General features: G+C 53.8%; 20 protein-coding genes. 8 read left to right on the top strand and 12 right to left on the bottom strand.

Features of this window, described 5'->3' with window-relative positions:
- Nucleotides 1–126: 126 nt before the first annotated feature.
- On the bottom strand, nt 127–954 hold the full coding sequence (djlA, locus tag B1H58_RS03645; RefSeq protein WP_085068031.1) for a co-chaperone DjlA: 828 nt from the start codon (nt 952–954) through the stop codon (nt 127–129).
- 146 nt (nt 955–1100) lie between these two features.
- On the opposite strand from djlA, the gene lptD reads away from it, so the two are divergent.
- Genes lptD through apaH form a run of 6 tightly spaced genes read left to right on the top strand, consistent with a single transcriptional unit; the run spans nt 1101 to nt 7941 of the window.
- Complete coding sequence (gene lptD, locus B1H58_RS03650) at nt 1101–3497, top strand: LPS assembly protein LptD (RefSeq protein ID WP_085068032.1); 2397 nt, start codon at nt 1101–1103, stop codon at nt 3495–3497.
- Between the two features lie 53 nt (nt 3498–3550).
- Nucleotides 3551–4846 carry a peptidylprolyl isomerase SurA gene (surA, locus tag B1H58_RS03655; protein WP_085068033.1) on the top strand — a complete coding sequence of 432 codons (1296 nt, stop codon included), beginning with the start codon at nt 3551–3553 and terminating at the stop codon, nt 4844–4846.
- Nucleotides 4836–5828, top strand: coding sequence for a 4-hydroxythreonine-4-phosphate dehydrogenase PdxA (pdxA, locus tag B1H58_RS03660; RefSeq protein WP_085068034.1), 993 nt, complete (start codon nt 4836–4838; stop codon nt 5826–5828). Before surA ends, pdxA begins: the two co-directional genes overlap by 11 nt.
- Nucleotides 5821–6642 (top strand): 16S rRNA (adenine(1518)-N(6)/adenine(1519)-N(6))-dimethyltransferase RsmA, encoded by an 822-nt coding sequence (gene rsmA, locus B1H58_RS03665; RefSeq protein WP_085068035.1) that lies wholly within the window; start codon nt 5821–5823, stop codon nt 6640–6642. Before pdxA ends, rsmA begins: the two co-directional genes overlap by 8 nt.
- A 4-nt stretch (nt 6643–6646) precedes the next feature.
- Entirely contained in the window at nt 6647–7024 is a 378-nt protein-coding gene (gene apaG, locus B1H58_RS03670) for a Co2+/Mg2+ efflux protein ApaG (RefSeq protein ID WP_085068036.1), read from the top strand.
- A 53-nt stretch (nt 7025–7077) separates the two neighbouring features.
- On the top strand, nt 7078–7941 hold the full coding sequence (apaH, locus tag B1H58_RS03675) for a bis(5'-nucleosyl)-tetraphosphatase (symmetrical) ApaH (protein WP_085068037.1): 864 nt from the start codon (nt 7078–7080) through the stop codon (nt 7939–7941).
- 30 nt (nt 7942–7971) lie between these two features.
- Here the strand turns inward: apaH and B1H58_RS03680 are convergent, their stop codons facing one another.
- Nucleotides 7972–9855 carry a PhoX family protein gene (locus B1H58_RS03680; protein ID WP_085068038.1) on the bottom strand — a complete coding sequence of 628 codons (1884 nt, stop codon included), beginning with the start codon at nt 9853–9855 and terminating at the stop codon, nt 7972–7974.
- Nucleotides 9856–9961: 106 nt separating this feature from the next.
- Nucleotides 9962–10447, bottom strand: a complete 486-nt coding sequence (gene folA / locus B1H58_RS03685) for a type 3 dihydrofolate reductase (RefSeq protein ID WP_237172446.1) — start codon at nt 10445–10447, stop codon at nt 9962–9964.
- A gap of 631 nt (nt 10448–11078) precedes the next feature.
- Between folA and B1H58_RS03690 the strand changes: the two genes are divergently transcribed.
- Complete coding sequence (locus tag B1H58_RS03690; protein ID WP_085068040.1) at nt 11079–11747, top strand: bactofilin family protein; 669 nt, start codon at nt 11079–11081, stop codon at nt 11745–11747.
- A 98-nt stretch (nt 11748–11845) separates the two neighbouring features.
- Here B1H58_RS03690 and B1H58_RS03695 read toward each other — a convergent pair whose 3' ends face one another.
- The 9 genes from B1H58_RS03695 to ribF all read right to left on the bottom strand — a co-directional run bounded on the left by B1H58_RS03695 (nt 11846) and on the right by ribF (nt 25040).
- Nucleotides 11846–12994 carry a porin gene (locus B1H58_RS03695; RefSeq protein ID WP_085068041.1) on the bottom strand — a complete coding sequence of 383 codons (1149 nt, stop codon included), beginning with the start codon at nt 12992–12994 and terminating at the stop codon, nt 11846–11848.
- Nucleotides 12995–13139: 145 nt separating this feature from the next.
- Nucleotides 13140–16367, bottom strand: a complete 3228-nt coding sequence (carB, locus tag B1H58_RS03700; RefSeq protein ID WP_085068042.1) for a carbamoyl-phosphate synthase large subunit — start codon at nt 16365–16367, stop codon at nt 13140–13142.
- A gap of 26 nt (nt 16368–16393) precedes the next feature.
- On the bottom strand, nt 16394–17539 hold the full coding sequence (carA, locus tag B1H58_RS03705; protein ID WP_167373280.1) for a glutamine-hydrolyzing carbamoyl-phosphate synthase small subunit: 1146 nt from the start codon (nt 17537–17539) through the stop codon (nt 16394–16396).
- 456 nt (nt 17540–17995) lie between these two features.
- Nucleotides 17996–18814, bottom strand: a complete 819-nt coding sequence (gene dapB / locus B1H58_RS03715) for a 4-hydroxy-tetrahydrodipicolinate reductase (protein ID WP_085068045.1) — start codon at nt 18812–18814, stop codon at nt 17996–17998.
- 529 nt (nt 18815–19343) lie between these two features.
- A complete protein-coding gene (ispH, locus tag B1H58_RS03720; RefSeq protein ID WP_085068046.1) occupies nt 19344–20297 on the bottom strand; it encodes a 4-hydroxy-3-methylbut-2-enyl diphosphate reductase in 954 nt (317 codons plus the stop codon).
- Nucleotides 20294–20749: an FKBP-type peptidyl-prolyl cis-trans isomerase gene (fkpB, locus tag B1H58_RS03725; protein WP_085068047.1), complete on the bottom strand. Its 456-nt coding sequence runs from the start codon at nt 20747–20749 to the stop codon at nt 20294–20296. Before fkpB ends, ispH begins: the two co-directional genes overlap by 4 nt.
- Nucleotides 20746–21258, bottom strand: coding sequence for a signal peptidase II (gene lspA / locus B1H58_RS03730; RefSeq protein ID WP_085068048.1), 513 nt, complete (start codon nt 21256–21258; stop codon nt 20746–20748). The genes fkpB and lspA overlap by 4 nt, the downstream gene beginning before the upstream one ends.
- Nucleotides 21258–24074: an isoleucine--tRNA ligase gene (gene ileS, locus B1H58_RS03735; protein ID WP_085068049.1), complete on the bottom strand. Its 2817-nt coding sequence runs from the start codon at nt 24072–24074 to the stop codon at nt 21258–21260. Before ileS ends, lspA begins: the two co-directional genes overlap by 1 nt.
- A 27-nt stretch (nt 24075–24101) precedes the next feature.
- Nucleotides 24102–25040, bottom strand: a complete 939-nt coding sequence (ribF, locus tag B1H58_RS03740) for a bifunctional riboflavin kinase/FAD synthetase (protein WP_085068050.1) — start codon at nt 25038–25040, stop codon at nt 24102–24104.
- A gap of 317 nt (nt 25041–25357) precedes the next feature.
- Here ribF and rpsT point away from each other — a divergent pair, with 317 nt between their 5' ends.
- Nucleotides 25358–25621, top strand: coding sequence for a 30S ribosomal protein S20 (gene rpsT, locus B1H58_RS03750; RefSeq protein WP_038628374.1), 264 nt, complete (start codon nt 25358–25360; stop codon nt 25619–25621).
- Nucleotides 25622–25640 lie beyond the last annotated feature (19 nt).

Here is a 25640-nt window from a genome sequence, read left to right on the forward strand (position 1 = left end):
GGATGGGTGCATGCCGTGCCGCCGATGGCCCCGGCCCTCCCGCGACCAGCACGAACCAAGCCGTAGACGAGCGCCGAGCCCCGCAATCAGCACGAACCTACCGCTGACTAGCGCCCGCCTGCGCAGCTATTTAAAATTTCGTTCCTTGCGAATCAGATCCCACGCAGCCTGAATCTCCTGCGCCTTCTGCTTCGCCATCTCCATCATCTCCGGCGGCAGCCCTTTCGCTACCAGCTTATCGGGATGATGTTCCGCCATCAGCTTACGCCAGGCGCGCTTAATGGTCATATAATCATCAGTGGGTTTCACGCCTAACACTTTACAGGCCGCCTCCAGCGTGGGTCCCTGCTGCGCGCCATAACCTTGCCCGCCCTGCCCGCTGCCGCCCCACGAATGATATCCGCCGCCAAACTGCTGGCCGCCTTCCATCATGCGCAGAAACTGATCGAACTGCGTGCGCGAAATACCTAACTCTTCCGCGATCACATACAGCACCTGACGCTCGTTAGGATGCAGTGAACCATCGGCAAACGCGGCCTGAATCTGAATCTCTAAAAACATCCTGATCAGATCAAAGCGTCCAAAACAGGCGCTGCGTAACTCACGCAGCTTATTGCGCAGCGGATAATCGCTCTGCTTGCCTTCACGAAACGCCTGCTGCGCCTGGGCGCGCGCCGTGCCGTGTAGCTGCATGCGATCCATCTGCTGGGAGGCGATCTGGATATCCGCTTCGGTTACCCGGCCCTTGGACTTGGTAAGATGCCCCATCACCTGAAACGTGGTGCGGAAAAAAATCGATTGCCGGGTCTGATTGTTAGAAAACCAGGCTTTTCCCTGTGTCTCACGGATTTTATCGACTAAGTGACCCAGCACCAGCCCTAACAGCAGTCCCCAAAAGCCTGCTCCGGATAACAATCCCAACAGCAGACCAATTACTTTTCCCCAATAGCGCATATACTCCTCAATTCGCCATGCCGAAGGCTAAAAATTGCATTATCATACCTGTCATTTATCTCACTGCCTAACGGCAACGCGGACAGACAAGGATTAACACTGGCGCAACGCAGTTCAGTACGTTAGTCTCTGACCGTTTTGTCGGCATGATGCCAGTAATTACGGAATTCTCGATACCGCGTATGAAAAAACGTATACCCACACTGCTGGCCACGATGATTGGCGCAGCGCTTTATAGTCAGCACGCCCTCGCCGACGATTTAATGTCGCAGTGTATGCTGGGCGTACCAAACTATACTCGTCCCGTCGTTCAGGGTGACGCCAATCAACTGCCGGTAACGATACATTCTGATGATGCGAAGGGTAACTATCCCGACGATGCCGTATTTACCGGCAAAGTGGATATTCAGCAGGGCAACAGCCGCCTGCGATCCGACGAAGTTCAGCTGCATCAGCGTCAACAGCCTGGCCAAACCACCCCACTTCGCACCGTCGATGCGCTGGGTAATGTGCACTATGATGACAACCAGGTCATCCTGAAAGGTCCGAAAGCCTGGTCTAACCTGAACACCAAAGATACCAACGTCTGGAACGGCGATTATCAGATGGTGGGACGTCAGGGGCGAGGCACCGCCGATCAGATGAAACTGCGCGGCAACAACCGCTACACCATCCTGGAAAACGGCACCTTTACCTCATGTCTGCCGGGCAGCAATAGCTGGAGCGTGGTCGGCTCGCAGGTTATTCAGGATCGTGAAGAGGAAGTGGCTGAAATCTGGAACGCACGCTTTAAAATTGGCGCCGTCCCGGTTTTCTACAGCCCTTATTTGCAGTTGCCGATCGGCGATCGACGTCGCTCTGGTTTCCTGATCCCTAACGCCAAATACAGCAACAATGATGGCTTCCAGTTTGCGCTGCCCTATTACTGGAACATCGCGCCGCAGATGGATGCCACCATTACACCAAACTATCAGAGCAAGCGCGGCCTGCAGTGGCAGAACGAATTCCGCTATCTGACCACCGCCGGTAGCGGCCTGATTGAATTTGACTATCTGCCGAGCGACGACGAATACAAGCGTGACGAAGCTGCGCGCGGTAATGACGATGGCGACTCTAACCGCTGGCTCTTCTTCTGGCGTCATTCGGGGGTGTATGAACAGCACTGGCGCTTTAACGCCAACTACACCAAAGTCAGCGATCCTTACTATTTCAACGATCTCGACTCTAAATATTATTCCACGACCGACGGCTACGCCACGCAGAAGTTCAGCATCGGCTATGCGGATACCAACTGGGACGCCACGCTCTCCAGTAAAGACTTCCAGATCTTTGATACCAACCGTTCAAGAAACGTCTATCGTGCGCAGCCGCAGTTCGACTTTAATTACTACAAAAATGACATTGGGCCGTTCGATACCCATCTTTATGCGCAGGCGGTGCAGTTCACCAACGTAAACGACGAGCTGCCAGATGCGGTACGTCTGCACCTGGAGCCTACCATTAATCTGCCGCTGGCTAACGAATGGGGAAGCCTGAATACCGAGGCGAAACTGCTGGCGACCCACTACCAGCAGAGCAATGTTGACTATTACAATTCTCTTACGAGGAACGCAGATAATCAGCTAAAAGAAAGCGTTAACCGCGTTATGCCGCAGTTCAAAGTGGATGGCCGCATGGTGTTTGAGCGCAACATGAACTGGGCAGAAGGCTACACCCAGACGCTTGAACCGCGCATGCAGTACCTCTATGTTCCCTACCGCGACCAGAGCCATATCCAGGCGTATGACTCTACGCTGCTGCAAACTGACTATACCGGCCTGTTCCGCGATCGTACTTACAGCGGCCTGGATCGTATCGCTTCAGCCAACCAGGTCGCCAGCGGCCTGACCTCACGTATTTATGATACCGATCTGGTTGAACGTTTTAACGTATCCGTAGGTCAAATCTACTCGTTTACCCCGTCGCGCACCGGGCTGAACAGCACCAGTGACGATGATGACACCGGCAGCCTGATCTGGGCTGGTGACACCTGGTGGCGCGTTAGCGACCGTTGGGGCGTACGCGGTGGCCTGCAGTATGATACGCGTCTGGATAATATTGCGCAGGGCAACGCGGTGGTGGAATACCGTCGTGACGCTGATCGCATGATGCAACTGAACTACCGTTACATCAGTCCGGAGTATGTGGCCAGTGCACTGAACCGTAACATTACCAACAATCCGATTTACGAAAACGGTATTTCGCAGGTTGGGATGACGGCCAGTTGGCCAATCGCTGACTCCTGGGCCGTAGTGGGCGCGTACTACTACGATACCAAGGAGAAAAAGGCGGCTGATCAGTTGTTAGGCTTACAGTATAGCTCCTGCTGTTATGCTATCCGCGTGGGTTACGAGCGTAAAATCAACGGCTGGGAAAACAGCGAAAGTAAGTATGAAAACCAAATCTCATTCAACATTGAGTTGCGTGGCCTGAGCCCGAACTACGGACTGGGCTCCAACCAAATGCTACGTGAGGGCATTCTGCCTTACCAGCGCGCTTTCTGATGTTGTAATGTTTGACAGGCAAACCCGCAGTGCGGAAAGAAAATGGAAAAAGTATGAAGAACTGGAGAATGCTGATACTGGGTGTGGCGCTGGCCGCTAACACCGCGATCGCAGCCCCGCAGGTAGTTGATAAAGTCGCCGCCGTGGTGAATAACGGCGTCGTTCTGGAAAGTGATGTTGATAGCATGATGCATTCGGTGAAAGCGCAGGCGCAGCAGGCTGGACAGCAGCTGCCTGATGACCGCACGCTGCGCCATCAAATTGTTGAACGTCTGGTGATGGATAATATTATCCTGCAGATGGGCAAGCAGATGGGCGTACAGATCTCCGATCAACAGCTGGACCAGGCGATAGCCAACATTGCCGCGCAGAACCGGATGTCGCTGGATCAGATGCGCAGCCGCCTGGCCTATGACGGCGTTAATTACAACGCCTACCGCGAGCAGATCCGTAAAGAGATGCAGATTGCGGAAGTGCGTAACAATGAAGTACGCCGTCGCGTAACCATTCTGCCGCAGGAAGTCGAGACGCTGGCTAAACAGGTTTCGGCGCAAAATACGCAAGGCACCGAACTCAATATCAGCCATATCCTGCTGCCGCTGCCGGAAAACCCGACGCAACAGCAGGTGGACGATCAGGAAAATCTGGCGAAACAGCTGATGAGCGAACTCAAGAGCGGCGCTGACTTCGGTAAGCTGGCGGTCACCTACTCTGCCGATCCGCAGGCTCTGCAGGGCGGCAACATGGGCTGGGGCAAAATTGAAGAGTTGCCGACCCTGTTCGCTCAGGCGGTGAGCACAGCGAAAAAAGGCGATATCGTCGGTCCTATCCGCTCAGGTGTTGGTTTCCATATCCTGAAAGTGAACGACCTGCGCGGCGAAAAACAGAATATCTCAGTGACCGAAGTTCATGCGCGTCACATTCTGCTGAAGCCGTCGCCGATTCTTACCGATGACCAGGCGCGCCAGAAACTCACGCAGATTGCTGCCGATATTAAAAGCGGCAAAATCAGCTTTGCGGCGGCAGCCAGACAGTTATCTGACGATCCGGGTTCAGCGAACCAGGGCGGCGATCTGGGCTGGAGCTCACCGGAAATTTTCGATCCGGCCTTCCGTGATGCGCTGCTTCGTCTGCAGAAAGGCGAAACCAGTCAGCCGATTCACTCCTCTTTTGGCTGGCACCTGATTCAGCTACTGGACACGCGTCAGGTTGATAAAACTGATGCGGCGCAAAAAGAGCGCGCTTACCGTCTGCTGTTTAACCGTAAGTTCGCTGAAGAAGCGCAAACCTGGATGCAGGAACAGCGCGCCAGCGCCTATGTGAAAATTCTGGATGCCAATGCTCAGTAACGCTCGCGTTGTTATCACTCCCGGCGAACCCGCCGGGATTGGTCCTGATGTTACATTGCAGCTGGCGCAGCGCGACTGGCCGGTTGAACTGGTGGTTTGCGCCTCGCCCCAGTTGCTGACGGAACGTGCCCAACAGTTGGGTTTGCCGCTGACGCTACGCCAGTATCAACCGGGCACCCCTGCACAGCCGCAGCGGGCCGGTACGCTAACCGTTTTGCCGGTTGAGCTGGCTGCGCCGGTTATGGCCGGGGAGCTGACGGTAGCTAACAGCCACTACGTGCTGGAAACTCTTGCCCGTGCCTGCGATGGCTGTCTCAGCGGTGAGTTCTCTGCGTTGATTACCGGCCCGGTGCATAAAGGCGTTATTAACGACGCCGGTATCGCCTTCAGCGGCCACACCGAATTTTTTGCCGACCGCGCTGCCTGCGAACGCGTGGTGATGATGCTGGCTACCGAAGAGCTACGGGTCGCGCTGGCTACCACGCATCTGCCGCTAAAAGCGGTGTCAGACGCCATTACCGAAGCCAGCCTGCATGAAGTGATCTCTATTCTGCATCAGGATTTACAGCGTAAGTTTGGCATTAGTCAGCCGCATATTCTGGTTTGCGGCCTGAATCCGCACGCTGGCGAAGGCGGACATATGGGTCGTGAAGAGATCGATACCATTATCCCGGCGCTGGATAAGCTGCGTCAGCAGGGCATGCAGCTCACCGGCCCGCTGCCGGCGGATACGCTGTTTCAGCCCAAATATCTCCAGCCTGCCGATGCGGTTCTGGCGATGTATCACGATCAGGGCCTGCCGGTTCTGAAATATCAGGGCTTTGGCCGCGCGGTGAATATCACCCTTGGCCTGCCATTTATCCGTACCTCCGTTGACCATGGCACCGCGCTGGAACTGGCCGGTCAGGGTAACGCTGATGCGGGAAGCTTCATCACGGCGCTTAATCTCGCCATCAATATGATCAAAGAAGTCAATGAATAATCGTGTCCACCAGGGTCATTTCGCCCGCAAACGTTTTGGACAAAACTTCCTTAACGACTCCTACATTATCGACAGCATCGTTGCGGCGATTCATCCGCAGCGCGGCGAAGCGATGGTAGAGATCGGTCCCGGCCTTGGTGCCCTGACTGAGCCCGTCGGCGAGCGCCTTGATGCGCTGACCGTTATTGAGCTGGATCGCGATCTTGCAGCGCGTCTGCAAACCCATCCGTTCCTCGGCCCCAAGCTGACTATTTTTCAGCAGGATGCCATGACCTTCGATTTTGCCCAGCTCGCAGCTGAGCGCGGTCAACCGTTGCGTGTCTTTGGCAATCTGCCCTACAACATCTCTACGCCGCTAATGTTCCACCTTTTCAGCTATACTAGTGCGATCAAAGATATGCACTTTATGCTGCAAAAAGAGGTAGTCAACCGCCTGGTTGCTGGCCCGGACAGTAAAGCCTATGGACGTTTAAGCGTGATGGCGCAATATTATTGTCAGGTGATTCCAGTACTGGAAGTGCCGCCGGAATCCTTTACGCCAGCGCCTAAAGTGGATTCCGCCGTGGTTCGCCTGGTGCCGCATGCTGTGCAGCCACATCCGGTTGAGAATGTTCGTGTGCTGAGCCGCATTACCACCGAAGCCTTCGGCAAGCGCCGTAAGACACTGCGCAATAGCCTTGGCCATCTGTTCAGCGCTGAGGTCATGGAAAATCTGGGCGTTGATGGCAGTCTGCGTGCGGAAAATGTTACCGTTGCGCAATATTGCCAGTTAGCAAACTGGTTATCTGCGCATCCCGAGTCGCAGGAGAGCTAAACGCATGATTGAGTCGTCCCGAGTTTGTGTTCAGGTACAGAGTTTTTACGTCGAATCGCAATCTGCCCCGGATGAAGATCGCTACGTGTTCGCCTATACCATTACCATCCGCAATTTGGGGCACGAAAAAGTGCAGCTACGTAGCCGTTACTGGTTAATTACCAACGGCAACGGGCGCGAAACGGAAGTTCAGGGCGATGGCGTTATCGGTGAACAACCCTCGATTGCGCCAGGCGATGAATTTCAATATACCAGCGGCGCAGTACTGGAAACGCCGATGGGCACTATGCAGGGACACTATGTGATGATTGACGAACGAGGCGAACAGTTTCATGTCGATATTCCCGTCTTTCGCCTCGCGGTGCCTTCGCGCATTCACTGATGAGAAACCCGGCTACGGCCGGGTTTGCCGTTTCTTCTCCGGATAATTATTTCATGAGTACATACCTTATTGGCGATGTTCACGGCTGCTACGATGAGCTGCACTCTCTGCTGCAACAGGTCGCCTTTGATGCTGAAAAAGATACGTTGTGGCTAACCGGCGATCTGGTCGCTCGCGGGCCAGGCTCGCTGGAAGTGCTGCGCTATATGCGTTCGCTGGGCAGCGCGGTACGCATGGTGCTGGGCAATCACGATCTGCATCTGCTGGCGGTTTTCGCGGGCATCAGCCGTAATAAACCGAAAGATCGTCTCACTCCTCTGCTGGAAGCGCCTGACGCGGATGAGCTTATCAACTGGCTACGCCGACAGCCGCTGCTGCAGGTAGATGAAGAGAAAAAGCTGGTTATGGCGCATGCCGGCATCACGCCGCAGTGGGATATTGAAACGGCGAAAATGTGTGCGCGAGAAGTTGAGTCTGTGCTCTCCAGCGACAGCTATCCGCTCTTTCTTGATGCGATGTATGGCGATATGCCGAATAACTGGACGCCAGAACTCACCGGCCTGGCACGCCTGCGCTTCAGCACCAACGCGCTGACGCGGATGCGCTACTGCTTTCCCAATGGGCAGTTAGATATGATTTGCAAAGACGCGCCCAATTCAGCGCCGCCACCGTTGAAACCCTGGTTTACTATCGCAGGCCCGGTAGCGCGCGATTATACGATTATTTTTGGCCACTGGGCTTCGCTGGAAGGCAAAGGCACGCCGGAAGGGATTATCGGTCTGGATACCGGTTGCTGCTGGGGCGGCACGCTGACCATGCTGCGCTGGGAAGATCGTCAGCTGTTTATTCAGCCTTCTAACCGCCTGCAGGCCAGTGAAGCCGGAGAAATCACCCCGGCCGCGCTGCGCTCCGAATAATAACCGGGCCAGATGGCCCGGCATTGATTCTTATGCCCCGACAATACCGCCATCTTCACGAGTGATCATGATCACTGAAGAGCGCGGACGCGGACTGTTATGAGGGAAGTGAGAATCGCCCTCTTCTCCTGGGTGCTGTACGTTGACAAACATAGTGCGGTAATCCGGCGTAAAGGTGATACCCGTTAGCTCGCAGGATTTCGGTCCCACCATAAAGCGACGGATTTCACCGCTGTTGGGATCCCCGACCAGCATCTGATTATTACCCTGCCCCTGATAATCGCCCTCATTACTGTATTTCCCGTCGGTCAGGATCCACAAACGTCCGGCGCTATCAAAGCCCAGCCCGTCCGGGCTGTTAAAGGTATTGTCTGCCGTGATGTTAGGCGTACCACGCTGCACACCCTGCGGGTGCGCAATCGGGTTGCCGCACAGCACAAAAATGTCCCAGCTGAACTGCTGTGCCGTGGCGTCGCCCTGCTCATCCCAGCGAATAATCTGGCCATAAATATTGTCGGGACGCGGGTTAGCCGCATCCACCGGCATCTTTTCATTACCGCGCTTGTTGTTATTGGTCAGCGTACAGTAAGCGCGACCATCGTGCGGATTCACCGCTATCCACTCAGGGCGATCCATACGCGTGGCTTTCACCACATCCGCCGCCGCGCGCGCGTTAATCAAAATATCCGCCTGACTCTGGAAACCGTTTTCTGCGGTCAGTTCGTTTTGTCCGTGAACCAGCGCCAGCCAGCGGCCCGTCCCCTTCAGCGGCGTACCGCTTTTATCACCTTCGAACACCGCGACGTACAGCGTTCCCTCATCCAGCAGCGCTTTATTTGCTGCTGGATTAGCGTGATCAACTTTGCCCGTGGAGACATATTTATAGATATATTCGCCACGCTCATCGTCGCCCATATAAACCACCAGCTCACCGCTTTTTGCTACCGTCACCGCCGCGTTTTCATGTTTGAAACGCCCCAGCGCGGTACGCTTTACCGGCACCGAGGTGGGGTCGAGCGGGTCTATCTCTACGATCCAGCCGTGGCGGTTAAATTCGTTGGGGTTTTTTGCCACGTCAAAACGATCGTCAAAATCGGACCAGTTGCGCTCCGGCTCGCTGGCGTTGAGCGTATAGCGTTTCTGCTGCGCTGTGGGTTTGAAATCAGCGGCTTTGGTGCCGAAGTAGGTGTCGAAGTTCTCTTCGCAGGTAAGGTAAGTTCCCCAGGGAGTTTTGCCGTTGGCACAGTTGCCAAAGGTGCCCAGCACCGTTTTCCCTTCGGGATCGGCTGCGGTTTGCAGCGCCGCATGGCCTGCTGCCGGTCCGGAAAAATGCATCAGGGTGTTGGCGGTAATACGACGGTTATAGCGTGACGGACGCACCACGCGCCAACGATTGTCTTCGCTACGTGCAACCTCAACGATCGATACGCCATGCCCCGCCTGCGATTTTTTTACATCTTCCAGGCTGGTCGCCTTGCTGCCGCCGTGAGGGAACAGGTACTGTTCGTTTACATACTCATTATTGATTGCCATTACGCCACGGTTATCATCCAGGGCGAAAAAGCTCATACCATCATTATTATCACCGAACTGCTTTTCCTGATCGGCCGCGCTGTTATTTCCCTGAGGATCGAACGCAGGGGCGCCATCTACCAGCGGCTCGCCCCAGGAGATAAGCACCTCAGCCCGATAGCCCGGCGCGATAGTGATTTCATCAGCGGTAGAAGCAGGAATCGCCGTAAATCCCAACAGCGGGCTACCGTTCGGTGCTGACTGCACCTTAGCCAGAGCAGAAAAGCTGACGCCGCCGCCAAGAAAGCCTGCCAGCCCTAATGCGCCGGTTCCGGCCAGCAATTTACGACGCGCCGGGCTTGGCAGTGATTCCATGTTTAATTCAAGGATTTTATCGCTCATTTTGCATTGCTTCCCGTTATGGTTTCCCAGACTGGAAGCAATGCTAGAGGGCAAAAATGACAGCAATGTTACAGCTGGCGGATAAGCACGCTTTTAACCGACGTTATCAGCGGCGTTCAAGAATTTCAAAGCAGTAGCTGTGAGAATTTTTCTCATCGGCGTCATGAAATTCACTGAACACCGACTGCCATTCGTCCGGTTCGTAATCAGGGAAATGCGTATCGCCTTCCACTTCCGCATCAATGTGCGTCAGATAAATTCGATCGGCGCGGTCCAGCATCTGCTCATAAATACGACCACCGCCAATGACCATGATCTCTTCAACGTCGCCCGCTGCTGCTAAGGCATCGTCCAGTGAGGTCACCCAGGTTACACCATCCGTTGCTTTTCCTGGCTGGCTGCTGACCACAATATTATGGCGTCCCGGCAGCGGGCGGCCAATTGATTCCCAGGTCAGACGCCCCATAATTACGGGTTTATTCAATGTATTCCGCTTAAACCAGGCTAAGTCCGCAGGCAGATCCCACGGCATAGCGTTTTCCATCCCAATAACGCGATCGGCTGCTAAAGCCGCTATCAGGCTTATCATCATAAATTCTCAACAGGGTGTAAAATTGGCGCCATCATACGTAAAGGCGAAACTTTCGTCGATAGTCTGGTCAATGGATTTACGTAAAGGTTTTTAAACCGTGACTGAGGTGACAAAGGTAGCCGTTTCAGCCCCAGTTTGGGGCTTTTTCAGGGAAAGGCAGCGGCGCAACATCCTGGAAGCATCGGCGAACGTTCTTCTTGTTACAGTCAGCAAGAATTTGCCTCATTATCATGCGTTCAGAGCACGTATGCTATTCAACGGGGCTGGATATTCGGGCGGTTATTTCTGTGCGGCGCGACAAGAAGTGATATAAGTTCCCTTGAATATTTCATGAAATATCGATAATTTTAAGCACAGTTCAATTGCTATTTTCTGTTTGACCTTTAATCCCCAGAATAGCCATCAATTTAAGGCCTATTCCTTGTAATTAAAAATATCAGGACATAGTATATTCTCTAATATAATTTTCTTTACACTCATTTAATAATAAATCCGTTCGAACTCTTCGCCAAACGCTCTGCCACTGCAGTAAGAGATAGTACAGGGTGAATATGCCGTTCTTCATCTTATCGCGTGTCGGTTAAAGAATTAACACAGACATCGCAGGCACAGGGAGTTATAACAGGCTAATATGGACAGGCAATATTTTTTCTTTAATGGTGGCATCTGCTGCTGGCTACTGGCGCTGGTAGCAAGCTTTTTCTCTTTAACCTGGGCGGGCGTCTTCGGATCTCTGGCCGCCGGGTCATTTTTACTTCACAGCTTACAATGGAAGATCCTGACTATGTTTAAAAAACCAAATAAATCGGCAGAAATAGCGGCAAAAAAAGAGGCTATTATCCCAACCAATGCGCCGGATAAAACGACACCTCATGAAGAACAGGCCAATAATACGGTGATTGCCCGTGATGTCTGTTTTGAAGGGAATCTCAAAGCGGTAGGCCAGGTGTATATTTATGGCGAGGTGCAGGGAAATATTATTACTAACGAAGGTGTAGTAAAAGTTATGCGTAGCGGGCTGGTCAACGGCAATATTACCAGCAAGGAATTAATTATTAACGGCACCGTCAAAGGCGAATGTAAAGCTGAATCGATGGATATTGGCGAGCATGCAAATATTAATGGCGCGCTTGATTATGTCACGCTGTCGGTGAAAAAAGGTGCCATGTTTGTAGGTAGTGTGGAAACCTCCAGAAAGCCTGAGAACGCCGTTAACGTGGTTGGCATTGCTCCCACGCCTGCCGTTTCCGGCAAGGAGTTGCCCAACACGCCGGAAAAAAGCAAAGCCAGCCAAGCCTGAACAGTTATGCGGCAGAGCGATTAGCGTTAAAAAACCTGAGCGCCAGTGATGACATTCAGGTTTTAATCAGTTAACGGCGCTACGTCGAATAGCGATTATTAGAAATCGTAACGCAGGCGCACCAGGTTCATATCCCCCAGATCGTCGCTGCTGGAGGTGAAAACGTGTTCGTAATCGATACGGAAGCCGTAATCGAGCTGTAACGTCACGCCGACGCCGTTGTCGATGCGCTGGTAATCGCGGCCGCGGGTATATTCCAGACGATCACCCATAACGTAAGGCTGCACCGATTTCACCGCATAGCGCTGCACCGGAATGGTGTAGCCGACAAAATACTCTATGCCCCACGCTTCATTGGCAAAGTAGTTATCAACGCTGCGTTTCTTACTCGGCGAGAAGTTCTGGTACCAGCCGCCGCCCAGCGCCAGCGTCCAGTTGTCCGGTTTCCAGCTCAGCGAGGTGCCAATGATGTTCTGATCGTAGCCTTTGCTGTCACCGTTGCCTGGATTGCGCATTTCAGCACGAGTGTAGTTCCATGCGGTGCCCCAGGAGAGATCCGGCGTCAAATGGTAGTCCACACCCAGTGAGCCGCCGCCCTGACGCTTGTAGCGCAGGCCGTTGCCCGGCAGATACTCGGTATCTTCCAGTAGCCAGGAGGCGTAGAGATCGGCATCGCCGAAGCGATTTTTATACTTCAGCTGTTTACGTGCGCGGTAGGTGCCGTCGTAATCACCGTTGATGCCGATATTTGACGCCTGGGCCAGCATATCGTAATCCCAGATATCCGTTTTGGCGCCGACGACGTCATAGTAAACGCTGTTCTGCTGACCAAAGGTCAGCTGGCCCCAGCGCTGGCTTTTAAAACCGGTGTAAAGCTGGCGGCGCGAAGTATCACGCGCGCCTTCAGCGTAGTGGTTATCCCAGTTGAACAGCGCCGGAATATTGACGCCCAGTTCATAATAGCCCAGCCAACTGACATCTTCGGTCAGATAATATTCCGCACCGAAGCGAAAGCGCGTGCCGCCGTCAAATCCGTTGCGCTTATAAGAGCCGCGATCGCTGTCGCCGGTGATATTGTTGAACTGCGGACGGATGCTGCCGCCCACCGCAAACTTCAGACGGCTTAACGCATCGTCCGGTTGGGCATCTTGTTTAATCAGCGTAATTTCCGCCTGGCTGGTGAAAGGCAGCGCAGCGAGCAGGCCGACGCCACAATAGTATGCAATAACACGCTTAGAAAAATTCATTCTTTATCCTTTAACATCCTGACAAACCCGGCGCGATAAGGTCCGTTACCTTCTCGCCAGTCAAAATGCGCGTCCTTTACGGCACATAAATCGCGCCCATAAAAAAACGGCTCCCGGGAGAGCCGTTATCGGTTAAATCACTAACTTATTTAGCATTAATTTGTGCGTGCATTTCCTGTACGGAAATCACTTTCTCCGTTGGGTCAGCATTCAGCGCCATCGCGGTAGCAAAGCCGCCATTCAGCGTGGTGTCATAATGCACTTTGTACTGCAGCGCACTACGGCGAATCACGCGTGAATCCTCAATGGCCTGCCGTCCTGCAGTGGTATTGACGATATAGCTGTATTCGCCGTTTTTCAGACGGTCCTGAATATGCGGGCGTCCTTCATGCACTTTGTTCACCAGACGGGGGTTAATGCCTGCTTCACCCAGCACAACCGCCGTACCGTGCGTAGCATCAAGCTCAAAGCCGAACTTCAACAGTTTGGCAGCCAGATCAACCACTCGTTTTTTGTCGCCTTCACGTACCGACAACAGCGCCCGGCCCTGCTTTTTCATGTTGGACTGCGCGCCCAGCATCGCCTTGGAGAACGCTTCAGCAAAGGTGCGGCCAACGCCCATCACTTCACCCGTCGAGCGCATTTCCGGTCCAAGAATCGGGTCCACGCCAGGGAACTTGTTAAACGGCAGTACTACTTCTTTCACTGAATAGTAAGGTGGAATAACTTCTTCAGTTACGCCCTGCTCCATCAGTGTTTTACCGGCCATGACGCGCGCGGCAACTTTTGCCAGCGGCACGCCGGTCGCTTTAGAAACGAAAGGCACGGTACGTGCGGCGCGCGGGTTAACCTCAATCAGATAAACTTCGTTATCTTTTACCGCAAACTGCACATTCATCAGACCGCGTACGCAGAGCTCAAACGCCAGCTTCTCTACCTGCTGACGCATGACATTCTGAATTTCCTTGCTCAGCGTATAGGCGGGCAGTGAACAGGCGGAATCACCGGAATGCACCCCGGCCTGCTCGATATGCTCCATGATGCCACCAATCAGCACACGCTCGCCGTCGCAAATCGCATCAACATCAACTTCTACCGCGTCGTCCAGGAAACGATCCAGCAGCACCGGCGCATCGTTAGATACGGAGACAGCCGTCTGGAAGTAGCGCTTCAGATCCTGCTCGTCATACACAATTTCCATCGCCCGGCCGCCCAGCACATAAGAAGGACGCACCACCAACGGATAACCAATATCTGCCGCTTTCTGTACCGCCTGTTCCAGCGCCGTTACCGTGGCGTTCGCAGGCTGCTTCAGGCCCAGGCGATCTACCGCCTGCTGGAAGCGCTCGCGATCTTCCGCACGGTCGATAGCGTCCGGGCTGGTACCGATAACCGGTACGCCAGCGGCTTCCAGCGCACGCGCCAGTTTCAGCGGCGTCTGGCCGCCGTACTGCACGATAACGCCTTTTGGCTGCTCAACTCGTACGATTTCCAGCACATCTTCCAGCGTTACCGGCTCAAAATAGAGACGGTCGGAGGTGTCATAATCGGTTGAAACGGTTTCCGGGTTGCAGTTGACCATAATGGTTTCATAACCATCTTCGCGCAGCGCCAGCGCAGCATGAACGCAGCAGTAGTCAAACTCAATGCCCTGACCGATGCGGTTTGGTCCGCCGCCCAGTACCATGATTTTTTCACGATCCTGGTTTGGATTCGCTTCGCACTCCTCTTCATATGTGGAGTACATATAGGCGGTATCCGTTGAAAACTCGGCGGCGCAGGTATCAACGCGCTTATAAACCGGATGCAGGTTGTACTGCTGGCGCAGCTTGCGTACTTCCGCTTCGCTTACGCCGGCCAGATCCGCCAGACGCGCATCGGCAAAGCCTTTGCGCTTGAGCGTGCGCAGGAAATCGGCATTCAGGCCGTTAATGCCTTCCTGAGCAACCTGCTCTTCCAGACGCACCAGCTCTTCAATCTGTACCAGGAACCAGCGATCGATATTGGTCAGGTTAAATACGCCGTCTACCGACAGGCCAGCACGGAACGCATCGGCTACGTACCAGATACGCTCGGCGCCTGCATCTTTCAGCTCGCGGCGGATACGTGTCAGCGCATCGGCATCATCCAGATGCACTTTTGGATCAAAGCCGTTAGCGCCGACTTCCAGTCCGCGCAGCGCCTTCTGCATTGACTCCTGCAAGGTGCGGCCAATCGCCATCACTTCACCAACCGATTTCATCTGGGTTGTCAGACGATCGTTGGCACCGGCAAATTTTTCAAAGTTAAAGCGCGGGATTTTAGTCACGACATAGTCGATCGAAGGCTCGAACGAAGCAGGCGTACGGCCGCCGGTAATGTCGTTCATCAGCTCATCCAGCGTGTAACCTACCGCCAGCTTCGCCGCGACTTTAGCGATCGGGAAGCCGGTGGCTTTGGAGGCCAGCGCCGAGGAGCGGGATACGCGCGGGTTCATCTCGATAATAATCAGGCGGCCATTTTTGGGGTTCACCGCGAACTGCACGTTAGAGCCGCCGGTTTCCACGCCGATTTCACGCAGTACCGCCATCGAGGCGTTACGCATGATTTGGTACTCTTTATCGGTCAGGGTTTGCGCCGGCGCAACGGTGATGGAGTCGCCGGTGTGGATGCCCATCGGATCGAAGTTTTCAATGGAGCAGACGATAATGCAGTTATCATTCTTATCGCGCACTACCTCCATCTCATACTCTTTCCAGCCAATCAGCGATTCATCAATCAGCAGCTCTTTGGTAGGTGAGAGATCTAGGCCGCGTTCGCAAATCTCTTCGAACTCTTCGCGGTTATAGGCGATGCCGCCGCCGCTGCCCCCCATAGTAAAAGAGGGACGGATAATGCAGGGGAAGCCGACATCCGCCGCAACCTGCAGCGCTTCTTCCATATTGTGCGCAATGCCGGAGCGCGCCGTTTCGAGGCCAATCTTCTTCATCGCCTTATCGAAACGCTGGCGGTCTTCCGCTTTATCAATCGCGTCCGCCGTGGCGCCAATCATGGTCACACCGAACTCCGCCAGCACGCCCTGACGCTCCAGCTCCAGCGCGCAGTTCAGCGCCGTCTGGCCGCCCATGGTAGGCAGTACCGCATCGGGACGCTCTTTCTCAATGATTTTACGCACCACTTCCCAGTGGATCGGCTCGATATAGGTGGCATCCGCCATTTCCGGGTCGGTCATGATGGTTGCCGGATTGGAGTTAACCAGAATAACGCGATAGCCTTCTTCGCGCAGCGCCTTACAGGCCTGTGCGCCGGAATAGTCAAACTCGCACGCCTGGCCGATAACAATCGGGCCAGCGCCCAGAATCAGGATGGATTTTAAGTCAGTACGTTTTGGCATTATCTCTGTTCCTTTCCTGAAATTTATTACTGGCCGGCACGGGCCGCTTCAATCAGTTCGATAAAGTGATCGAACAGCGGCGCCGCGTCATGCGGGCCTGGGCTGGCTTCCGGATGTCCCTGGAAGCTAAACGCGGGTTTATCTGTGCGGTGAATGCCCTGAACCGTCTGATCGAACAGTGAGACATGGGTCACGCGCAGGTTGGCGGGCAAATCGTTTTCATCAACCGCGAAGCCGTGGTTTTGCGCGGTAATCATCACGGTGTCGTTATCAAGATCTTTTACCGGGTGGTTGCCGCCGTGATGACCCAGCTTCATTTTTACCGTTTTTGCCCCGCTGGCCAGCGCCAGCAGCTGATGACCGAGGCAGATACCGAATACTGGAATCTCTGTTTCCAGGAAACGCTGAATCGCGCGGATAGCATAGTCGCACGGCTCCGGGTCACCCGGTCCGTTTGCCAGGAAAATACCATCGGGATTGAGCTTCAGCACCTCTTCCGCCGACGTCTGTGCCGGGACCACCGTCAGGCGACAGCCGCGATCCACCAGCATGCGTAAGATATTTCTTTTTACGCCGAAATCGTAAGCGACCACATGGTAAGGCAGCTCTTCTGCAGTTTTTGCAGCAGGCAGGCCTTCATCCAGCGTCCAGCTTCCCTGTGTCCAGCTGTAGGTTTCGCGGGTACAAACCTCTTTTGCCAGATCCATACCTTTCAGGCCGGGGAACGCCTGCGCTTTTTGTAGCGCCAGCTGCGCATCCGGCGCGTCGCCCGCAATGATGCAGCCATTCTGCGCACCCTTTTCACGCAGCAGACGCGTGAGTTTACGCGTATCGATATCGGCGATAGCGACAATATTGTTGCGTTTCAGGTAAGCCGACAGCCCTTCTTCGTTACGATAGTTGCTGGCGATCAACGGCAGATCGCGAATAACCAAACCCTGCGCATGTACCTGAGAGGATTCTTCATCAGCGACATTAGTGCCGACATTACCGATATGGGGATAAGTAAGAGTGACAATCTGGCGGGAATAGGAAGGATCTGTGAGGATTTCTTGATAACCGGTCATTGAAGTATTGAAAACTACCTCTCCCACCGCCGATCCTGTGGCCCCGATGGCCCGACCGTGGAATTGGGTTCCGTCTTCCAGAACCAAAATCGCTGACTTATTCAAAACGTCCTCCAGGGAATAAACAGTCATAATATTTGCATATTAATTCATAACGTATCGATGAATCAATGCAAAAACCGCTGTTATTGTCGATTTTTGGCAAATTGCGCGCATTCTAATGATCGACTTATGGAATGTCTACCCTAAAGGCCATTTTTTATGCCTGTTTTAGCCATCACAGGCCAAAAAGATAAGATTCCCCCTAAAACAGAGGCTATTCCTGACAAGAAAACCGATTGCATCCAGCAAACAACAGCAAAAAATATGTTAACGTGTAAAAAAGTGGACCAAATGGTCAAATTTAGCTTTATCAACACAACAAAAATCAGGAAAACCCACATAAAAACAAATCAGAACAACTTTCATTCACCAAACCCGCATTATTCAACAAAAAGAAAAAGAGCCTATAGATGGCCCTTTAAAATTATATAGTTATATCAAAAAGTGATTTTATGTATATTACAAATAATCAAGATCAAGCACGCTCTTCATATCATAAAGCCCTGGGTTTTTGCCATTAACCCACTTAGCCGCTTTTACCGCGCCTTTTGCAAAGGTCATGCGGCTGGAGGCCTTATGGGTTATCTCCAGACGTTCGCCAATGTCTGCAAACATAGCGGTATGCTCGCCTACAATGTCACCTGCACGTACGGTAGCGAATCCGATAGTTTGCGCGCTGCGCTCTCCGGTATGACCTTCACGCGCGTAAACCGCATGATCATTAAGCGACCAGTTCATCGCGTCAGCAATAGCTTCTCCCATCGCCAGCGCTGTGCCGGAGGGAGCGTCAACTTTATGGCGATGATGCGCTTCGATGATTTCGATGTCCGCATACTCGCCCATGACTTTCGCCGTTTTTTCCAACAGCTTCAGCATTAAATTTACGCCAATGCTGAAGTTAGCGGCAAATACGATGCCGATCTCCTGAGCCGCCTGTTTAATCGCAGCCTTACCTGCATCGTCAAATCCCGTAGTGCCAATCACCATCCCTTTGTTATGACGGCGGCAGAAATCAAGATATGACAGCGTTGCTTCCGGGCGGGTAAAATCTATCAGGATATCGAAATGATCCACCACCGCCTCAAGGCTGTCGCTTATTGCCACCCCAAGCGTACCGATACCTGCCAGTTCGCCAGCATCGCTGCCGGTCAGTGAAGAACCTTCTCGGGCCAGCGCCGCGCCAAGCGAGACGCCTTCAGCCTGATCTATCGCCTGAATTAACTGTCGTCCCATCCGTCCAGGCGCGCCGACAATAGCTATGCGGATATCATTGCTCATATTTATTCATTCCTGACTGAAGTCTGTGCATACAAAACGCCAATTAGGTTAAACAGCGGATGCATAGCGCGCCACCATTAAATGAGATAATAAGAATTTTGTGCTGACAGCTGATGATTATCAGAAAATTGATTTATAACGGTTGGCTGGGCGGGAAACGCGCCGTAAATAGCCTTTGGCGCGCTGAGCTAAACGCCAGATAACTGGCGAAAAGGATGATGTGACTTGTCAGACCGAGGCCGTCTTTTTCTCGCGGGCGGCGGCAATAATTCCCATAATAGCCATCCCGCCTGATATTGCCATTCCGACAATCCCTGCCGTCATAACAAGGAAGCCCAGCCCCAGAGCTGGCCCCCCAGTTTAACGCACAGAATAAAAAGCCTGCATGTAACAGAAAAATGCTACTGCAAGCTTCCTGCTCACTCAATGCAGCCAGAAAACATGAGTAAAATCTAACGTTTAAAGGATTATACTGGCGGGAAGAGAGACAAAAACGCCCGGAACGGAACAGCATTCCGGGCGATGCAGATCAACCGATCTGGCGGGTTTCCAGACGTAACTCTTTGGGCACTTCAAAAACAATATTTTCTTCACGTCCGCTCAGTTCAGTGACCTCGTCGCCACCAAACTCGCGTAGCCGTTGGATCACTTCCTGTACCAGGATATCGGGTGCGGAAGCGCCTGCGGTAACGCCAACGCAATCAATGCCCTGCAGCCAGCTCTCCTGGATATCAGCGGCGGAATCGATCAGCTGTGCACGCTTACCGGCACGCTGAGCCAGTTCTGCCAGCCGGTTGGAGTTGGATGAGTTTTTGGAGCCGACAACCAGCACCACATCCGCTTCGGCAGCCAGACTGCGTACGGCTTCCTGACGATTAGTGGTGGCGTAGCAAATATCATCTTTACGCGGCCCAACGATATTCGGGAAACGCTGGCGCAGCGCATCGATCACCGCCGAGGTATCATCAACTGACAGCGTGGTTTGCGTCATAAAGCACAGGTTATTTTCATTTTTCACCTGTAGTTTAAACACATCCTCTGGCGACTCGACCAGGTACATGCCCCCCTGGGCGTTGCTGTATTGCCCCATGGTGCCTTCCACTTCCGGATGGCCCGCATGACCGATCAAAATCGCTTCGGTGCCTTTGCGACTGGCGCGTGCCACTTCCATATGCACTTTCGTTACCAACGGACAGGTTGCATCAAACAGCATGGTCAGCTGACGTGCTTTTGCCTCGGCCCGTACCGCCTGAGAAACGCCATGTGCAGAAAAAATCAGGATCGCGCCATCCGGCACTTCGGTAATTTCTTCAATAAAAATCGCACCGCGCTCACGCAGACTATTGACGACGTAGCGGTTATGCACCACTTCATGACGCACGTAGATCGGCGCGCCATACATTTCCAGCGCCCGCTCGACAATGCTGATGGCGCGGTCGACGCCAGCGCAAAAGCCGCGCGGATTAGCTAACAGGATCCTCATGCGCCGCCCTCCAGAACCGGGTTAACTTCCAGTACTTCAATATCGAAATGAACCGTATGCCCCGCTAAAGGATGATTAAAATCCACGGTGATTGAATCCCCGGCGATCTCGCGGATCACGCCGGGCATCTCGCTGCCGTCCATACCGGTAAACAGCATAATGGCACCGATCTCCGGCTCGCCCGCCTGTATAAAATCACGGCGGGAAAAGTATTGGATCAGATCGGGAATAACGTTGCCAAAGGCCGCCTCCGGCTCAAGCGCGAACGCTTTCTTATCGCCCGACTGCAACCCCAGCAGCGCCGCTTCCAGTGGTTCTGAAAGGCTGCCGTCGCCAAGGCGAAACAGTGCCGGTTTGCCATTAGCGCGCGTGGATTCAGCCGTAGAGCCATCTTCCAGTTTTAAGGTGAAGTGCAGCAGCACCGCGCTATCGCGCTGTACAGAATCGGTCATGCCTTGCCCTTTTGCTTCGCCTGCTTGCCGGATGGCGTGATAAAGCCCTCCAGCACGATCAGCGCGGCGCCAACGCAGATACCGCAGTCGGCAATATTGAAGGTGGCGAAATGCCACCCGCCAATATAGAAGTCGATAAAATCGACGACAAAGCCGTGCCAGGCGCGATCAAACAGGTTACCCAGCGCGCCGCCAATAATCAGCGCGTAGGCAATATTGTTAAGTTTTTGGCTGGCGGCAGTACGATACATCATTACCAGTAGCGCCACCGCAATCGCGATGGCGATACCCGCAAAGAACCAGCGCTGCCAGCCGCCTTTATCCGCGAGGAAGCTAAAAGCCGCCCCGTAGTTATGGGCATAAAACAGATTGAGATACGGCATAATCGGTATCGTTTCATGCAGCGCCATGTTGTTCATCACCCACAGCTTGCTGGCCAAATCGATACCAATGACCACCACCACCAGCCAGAGCCAGCGCAGTCCGGTTGCAAAAAGAGAATTACGCATCAGGCAAACTTACGCTCTTCGCCGTTACCGGCAACGTTAGTGACGCAGCGTCCGCAGATATCCGGGTGTGCGGCGTCCAGTCCAATATCGGTAGTGTAATGCCAGCAGCGCGGGCATTTCTCGCCTTCCGCTTTATGCAGCACGATTTTCAGACCTTTTAACGCTTCGCTCTGCTGTGCTTCTTCCGGCGCCAGTGCATAATCCGCAACCTGAGCCCCTGAGGTCAACAGCACAAAGCGCAGTTCATTACCCAGCGCGGTCAGTTTCTCAGCCAGCGCGGCGTCAGCATACAGCGTGACCGTTGCTTCCAGCGAACCGCCGATACGTTTGTCGCTACGCGCCTGCTCAATCACCTTGTTTACTTCGCTACGCACTTTCAGCAGCTCAGCCCAATAGGCATCGTTCAGCGATTCGCCTTCATCCAGACCAAACAGGCCGTCATACCACTCTTCGGTAAAGACATACTGCGCGCGTTTACCCGGCAGATAGCCCCAGATTTCATCGGCGGTAAAGGACATGATCGGTGCCATCCAGCGCACCAGCGCCTCGACGATATACCACAGCGCGCTCTGACAGCTGCGACGCGCCACGCTGTCGCTTTTCGCGGTGTACTGACGATCCTTAATGATATCGAGATAGAAAGAGCCCATCTCGATCGAACAGAACTGCATCAAACGCTGCACAACTTCATGGAAATCGTAGCTGGCATAAGATTTGATGATATCCGCCTGCGCTGCCTGCGCACGGCCCACGGCCCAGCGATCCAGCACAACCATCTCTTCCGGCTTCAGCAGATCGGTTTCAGGATTGAAGCCGTTGAGGTTCGCCAGCAGGAAGCGCGCAGTATTACGGATACGACGGTAAGCATCGGCAGAACGCTTCAGGATCTCATCTGAAACCGCCATTTCGCCGGAATAATCGGTCGAGGCGACCCACAGACGCAGAATATCGGCGCCCAGCTTATTCATCACATCCTGCGGGCTGACGGTGTTGCCCAGCGACTTGGACATCTTGCGGCCCTGGCCGTCAACGGTGAAGCCGTGCGTCAGTACCTGACGGTAAGGCGCTTTGCCTTTCATTGCGGTGGAGATCATCAGCGAAGACATAAACCAGCCGCGATGCTGATCCGAGCCTTCCAGATACATATCGGCACTGTGACCGTGAAATTCCGGACGTACATCAACCACAGAAGCGTGCGTGGAACCAGAGTCAAACCAGACATCCAGCGTATCCGGCACCTTCATATAATTGTCGGCATCATCGCCCATCAGATCGCGCGGATCGAGATCCCACCACGCCTGAATGCCATCCTGCTCGACGCGCTGCGCCACTTTCTCCATCAGCGCCAGCGTATCCGGATGCAGCTGCTCGGTCTCTTTATGTACGAACAGCGCCATCGGCACGCCCCAGGTGCGCTGACGTGAAATGCACCAGTCGGGACGGTTGGCAACCATCGATTCAATACGCGCCTGACCCCAATCCGGGATCCACTGCACGCCTTTGATCTCTTTCAGCGACTGCGTGCGCAGCCCTTTCTGATCCATGCTGATAAACCACTGCGGCGTGGCGCGGAAAATAATCGGCGTTTTATGACGCCAGCAGTGCGGGTAGCTGTGATGCATTTTCTCTACATGCAGCAGCGCGCCTTTCTCACGCAGCAGCTCAACGATCATATCGTTGGCTTTGAAGACGTTGACGCCATCCAGCTCAGGATAAGTTCCCGGCAGATAGCGGCCATCCGGGCCAACCGGGTTAGCGGTTTCCAGACCATATTTCTGACCGATCACATAGTCGTCCGGGCCGTGGCCTGGCGCGGTATGTACCGCACCGGTACCGGCATCCAGCGTAACGTGTTCGCCCAGCACCACCGGTACGTCAAAGGCGAGGAATGGATGCTGGAAGCGCATCAGCTCCAGCGCCGCGCCGGTTGCGCTGCCCAGCACGGTCCACTCGCTGACGCCTGCGCGGTGCATAACGCTTTCCACCAGATCTTTCGCCAGGATCAGCGCACGACCTTCAATCTGCACCAGCTGATATTCAAACTCAGGATGCAGTGAAATCGCACGGTTGGCCGGCATGGTCCACGGCGTGGTGGTCCAGATAACCAGCGCGATCGGTCCCTGAACCTGGGCTGCGCCGAATTTTGCCGCTACCGCAGCCGCGTCGATGGCGTTAAACATCACATCAATGGAAGGAGACGTTTTGTCATAATATTCCACTTCCGCTTCCGCCAGCGCCGAACGGCAATCCAGACACCAGTGCACCGGCTTGGCACCCTTGTGCAGATGACCATTGCCGATGATTTTGCCCAACGCGCGGATAATATTGGCTTCGGTCTGGAAATCCATCGTGAGATAAGGACGATCCCAGTCGCCCAGTACGCCCAGACGGATAAAGTCGGTTTTCTGACCGGCAACCTGCTCCGCCGCATACTTACGGCACGCTTCGCGGAACTCCGCAGCGCTGACCTTCTCGCCCGGCTTACCGATCATCTGCTCGACTTTGTGTTCGATCGGCAGGCCGTGACAGTCCCAGCCCGGCACGTACGGTGAATCGAAGCCCGACAGACCTTTGGACTTAATAATAATATCTTTCAGAATCTTATTAACTGAGTGACCAATGTGAATGCTGCCGTTCGCATACGGAGGGCCATCGTGCAGGATAAAGGTTTTTTTCCCTTTTTTGGCGGCGCGGATGATGCCGTACAGGTTGTCATCAGTCCAGCGTTGCAGCATACCCGGTTCGCGTTTGGCGAGATCGCCACGCATCGGGAACCCCGTTTCCGGCAAATTCAGGGTAGATTTATAGTCACTCATCAGATTCTCGATTCCGTGTTTCGGTTGTTACACCGGTGTTTTAAGCCCAAAAAACTCGCGGGCAGTCACCACATCTTTAGCAATTTGCTCTTTAAGCGCATCCAGCGAGGGAAAACGCTGCTCGTTACGTATTTTTTGGCGCAGCACCACGTCAATATGACGCCCGTACATATTCATTGATATATCCAGCAGATGCACTTCCAGCTGCTGACGCAGGCCAGCGACCGTAGGGCGCGTACCTATATTCGCCACGCCAGGCAGCGGTTGCTCGCTAAGGCCATGGACCTCTACGGCGTAAACGCCTTTCACCGGCGATACCATGCGCCGAAGCAGAACGTTAGCGGTAGGAAAACCGATAGTGCGGCCCAGCGCATCACCATGCACGACACGCCCGGAAAGCGCAAATGGATGGCCCAACAGCGATTGCGCCAGCGTCAGGTCATCATTCGCCAGCGCCTGGCGAATCGCCGTGCTGCTGATACGTTTGCCGCCTTCACTGAAAGTTTGGGTGCTGATGACATCAAAGCCATATTTCACACCCGCTTTCTGTAATAACAGGAAATCCCCTTCGCGACCAGCGCCGAAACGGAAATCATCACCAACGGCAAGAAACCGCACGCCAAGCTTATCAACCAGCAGATCGTTAACAAAGCTTTGCGCGCTAACGGCGGCGAAACGGCGGTCGAAGCGCACGCACAGCACGGCATCGACGCCCTCCTGCGCCAGATATTTCAGTTTATCACGCAGACGCGTCAGGCGCGCCGGCGCTTTATCAACGGCAAACAGCTCAAGCGGCTGCGGCTCGAACAGCATGACCACGACCGGCAGATGACGCCGCCGCCCCTCTTCGCACAGGCGAGCCAGCAGCGCCTGGTGGCCCCGATGTACTCCATCGAAATTGCCGATAGTCAGCACACAGCCGTCAGGCTGCGTCCGGAGATTATGAATGCCGCGTATAAACTTCATGGCTGACTCAAGTTGGTGGAAATCGGCGGATTATACCTTGTACAACCGCCAAGGTTAACCCGTCACGGCGCCTTTCCCGCTTTCCGGCGGCGATTTCCGTGCGGTAATGGTCAGGCACCGGGGATAACGCTTTTTTTCTTGCGAAATACTGTATTCAGGCCGGGGAAACTGGTAGAATCTTGCGCCATCAATTACGTAACCGAGCGTTGTTTGTAAAACGGCGCTTATTTGCACAAATCCATTGACAAAATAAGGCGTAAAAGGCATAGTCCTCGGCCTTTGATTTGTCCGTATAGAACATATTTGGGAGTTGGACCTTGGCTAATATCAAATCAGCTAAGAAACGCGCCGTAACATCTGAGAAACGTCGCAAGCATAACGCAAGCCGTCGTTCTATGATGCGTACTTTTATCAAGAAAGTATACGCAGCAGTTGAAGCTGGCGATAAAGAAGCTGCACAGAAAGCATTTAACGAAATGCAACCGATCGTGGACCGTCAGGCTGCTAAAGGTCTGATCCACAAAAACAAAGCTGCACGTCATAAAGCTAACCTGACTGCACAGATCAACAAACTGGCTTAATCGCCACTTGTTAATCAGC

Source organism: Pantoea alhagi (assembly GCF_002101395.1).
GTDB classification, from domain to species: Bacteria; Pseudomonadota; Gammaproteobacteria; order Enterobacterales; family Enterobacteriaceae; genus Mixta; species Mixta alhagi.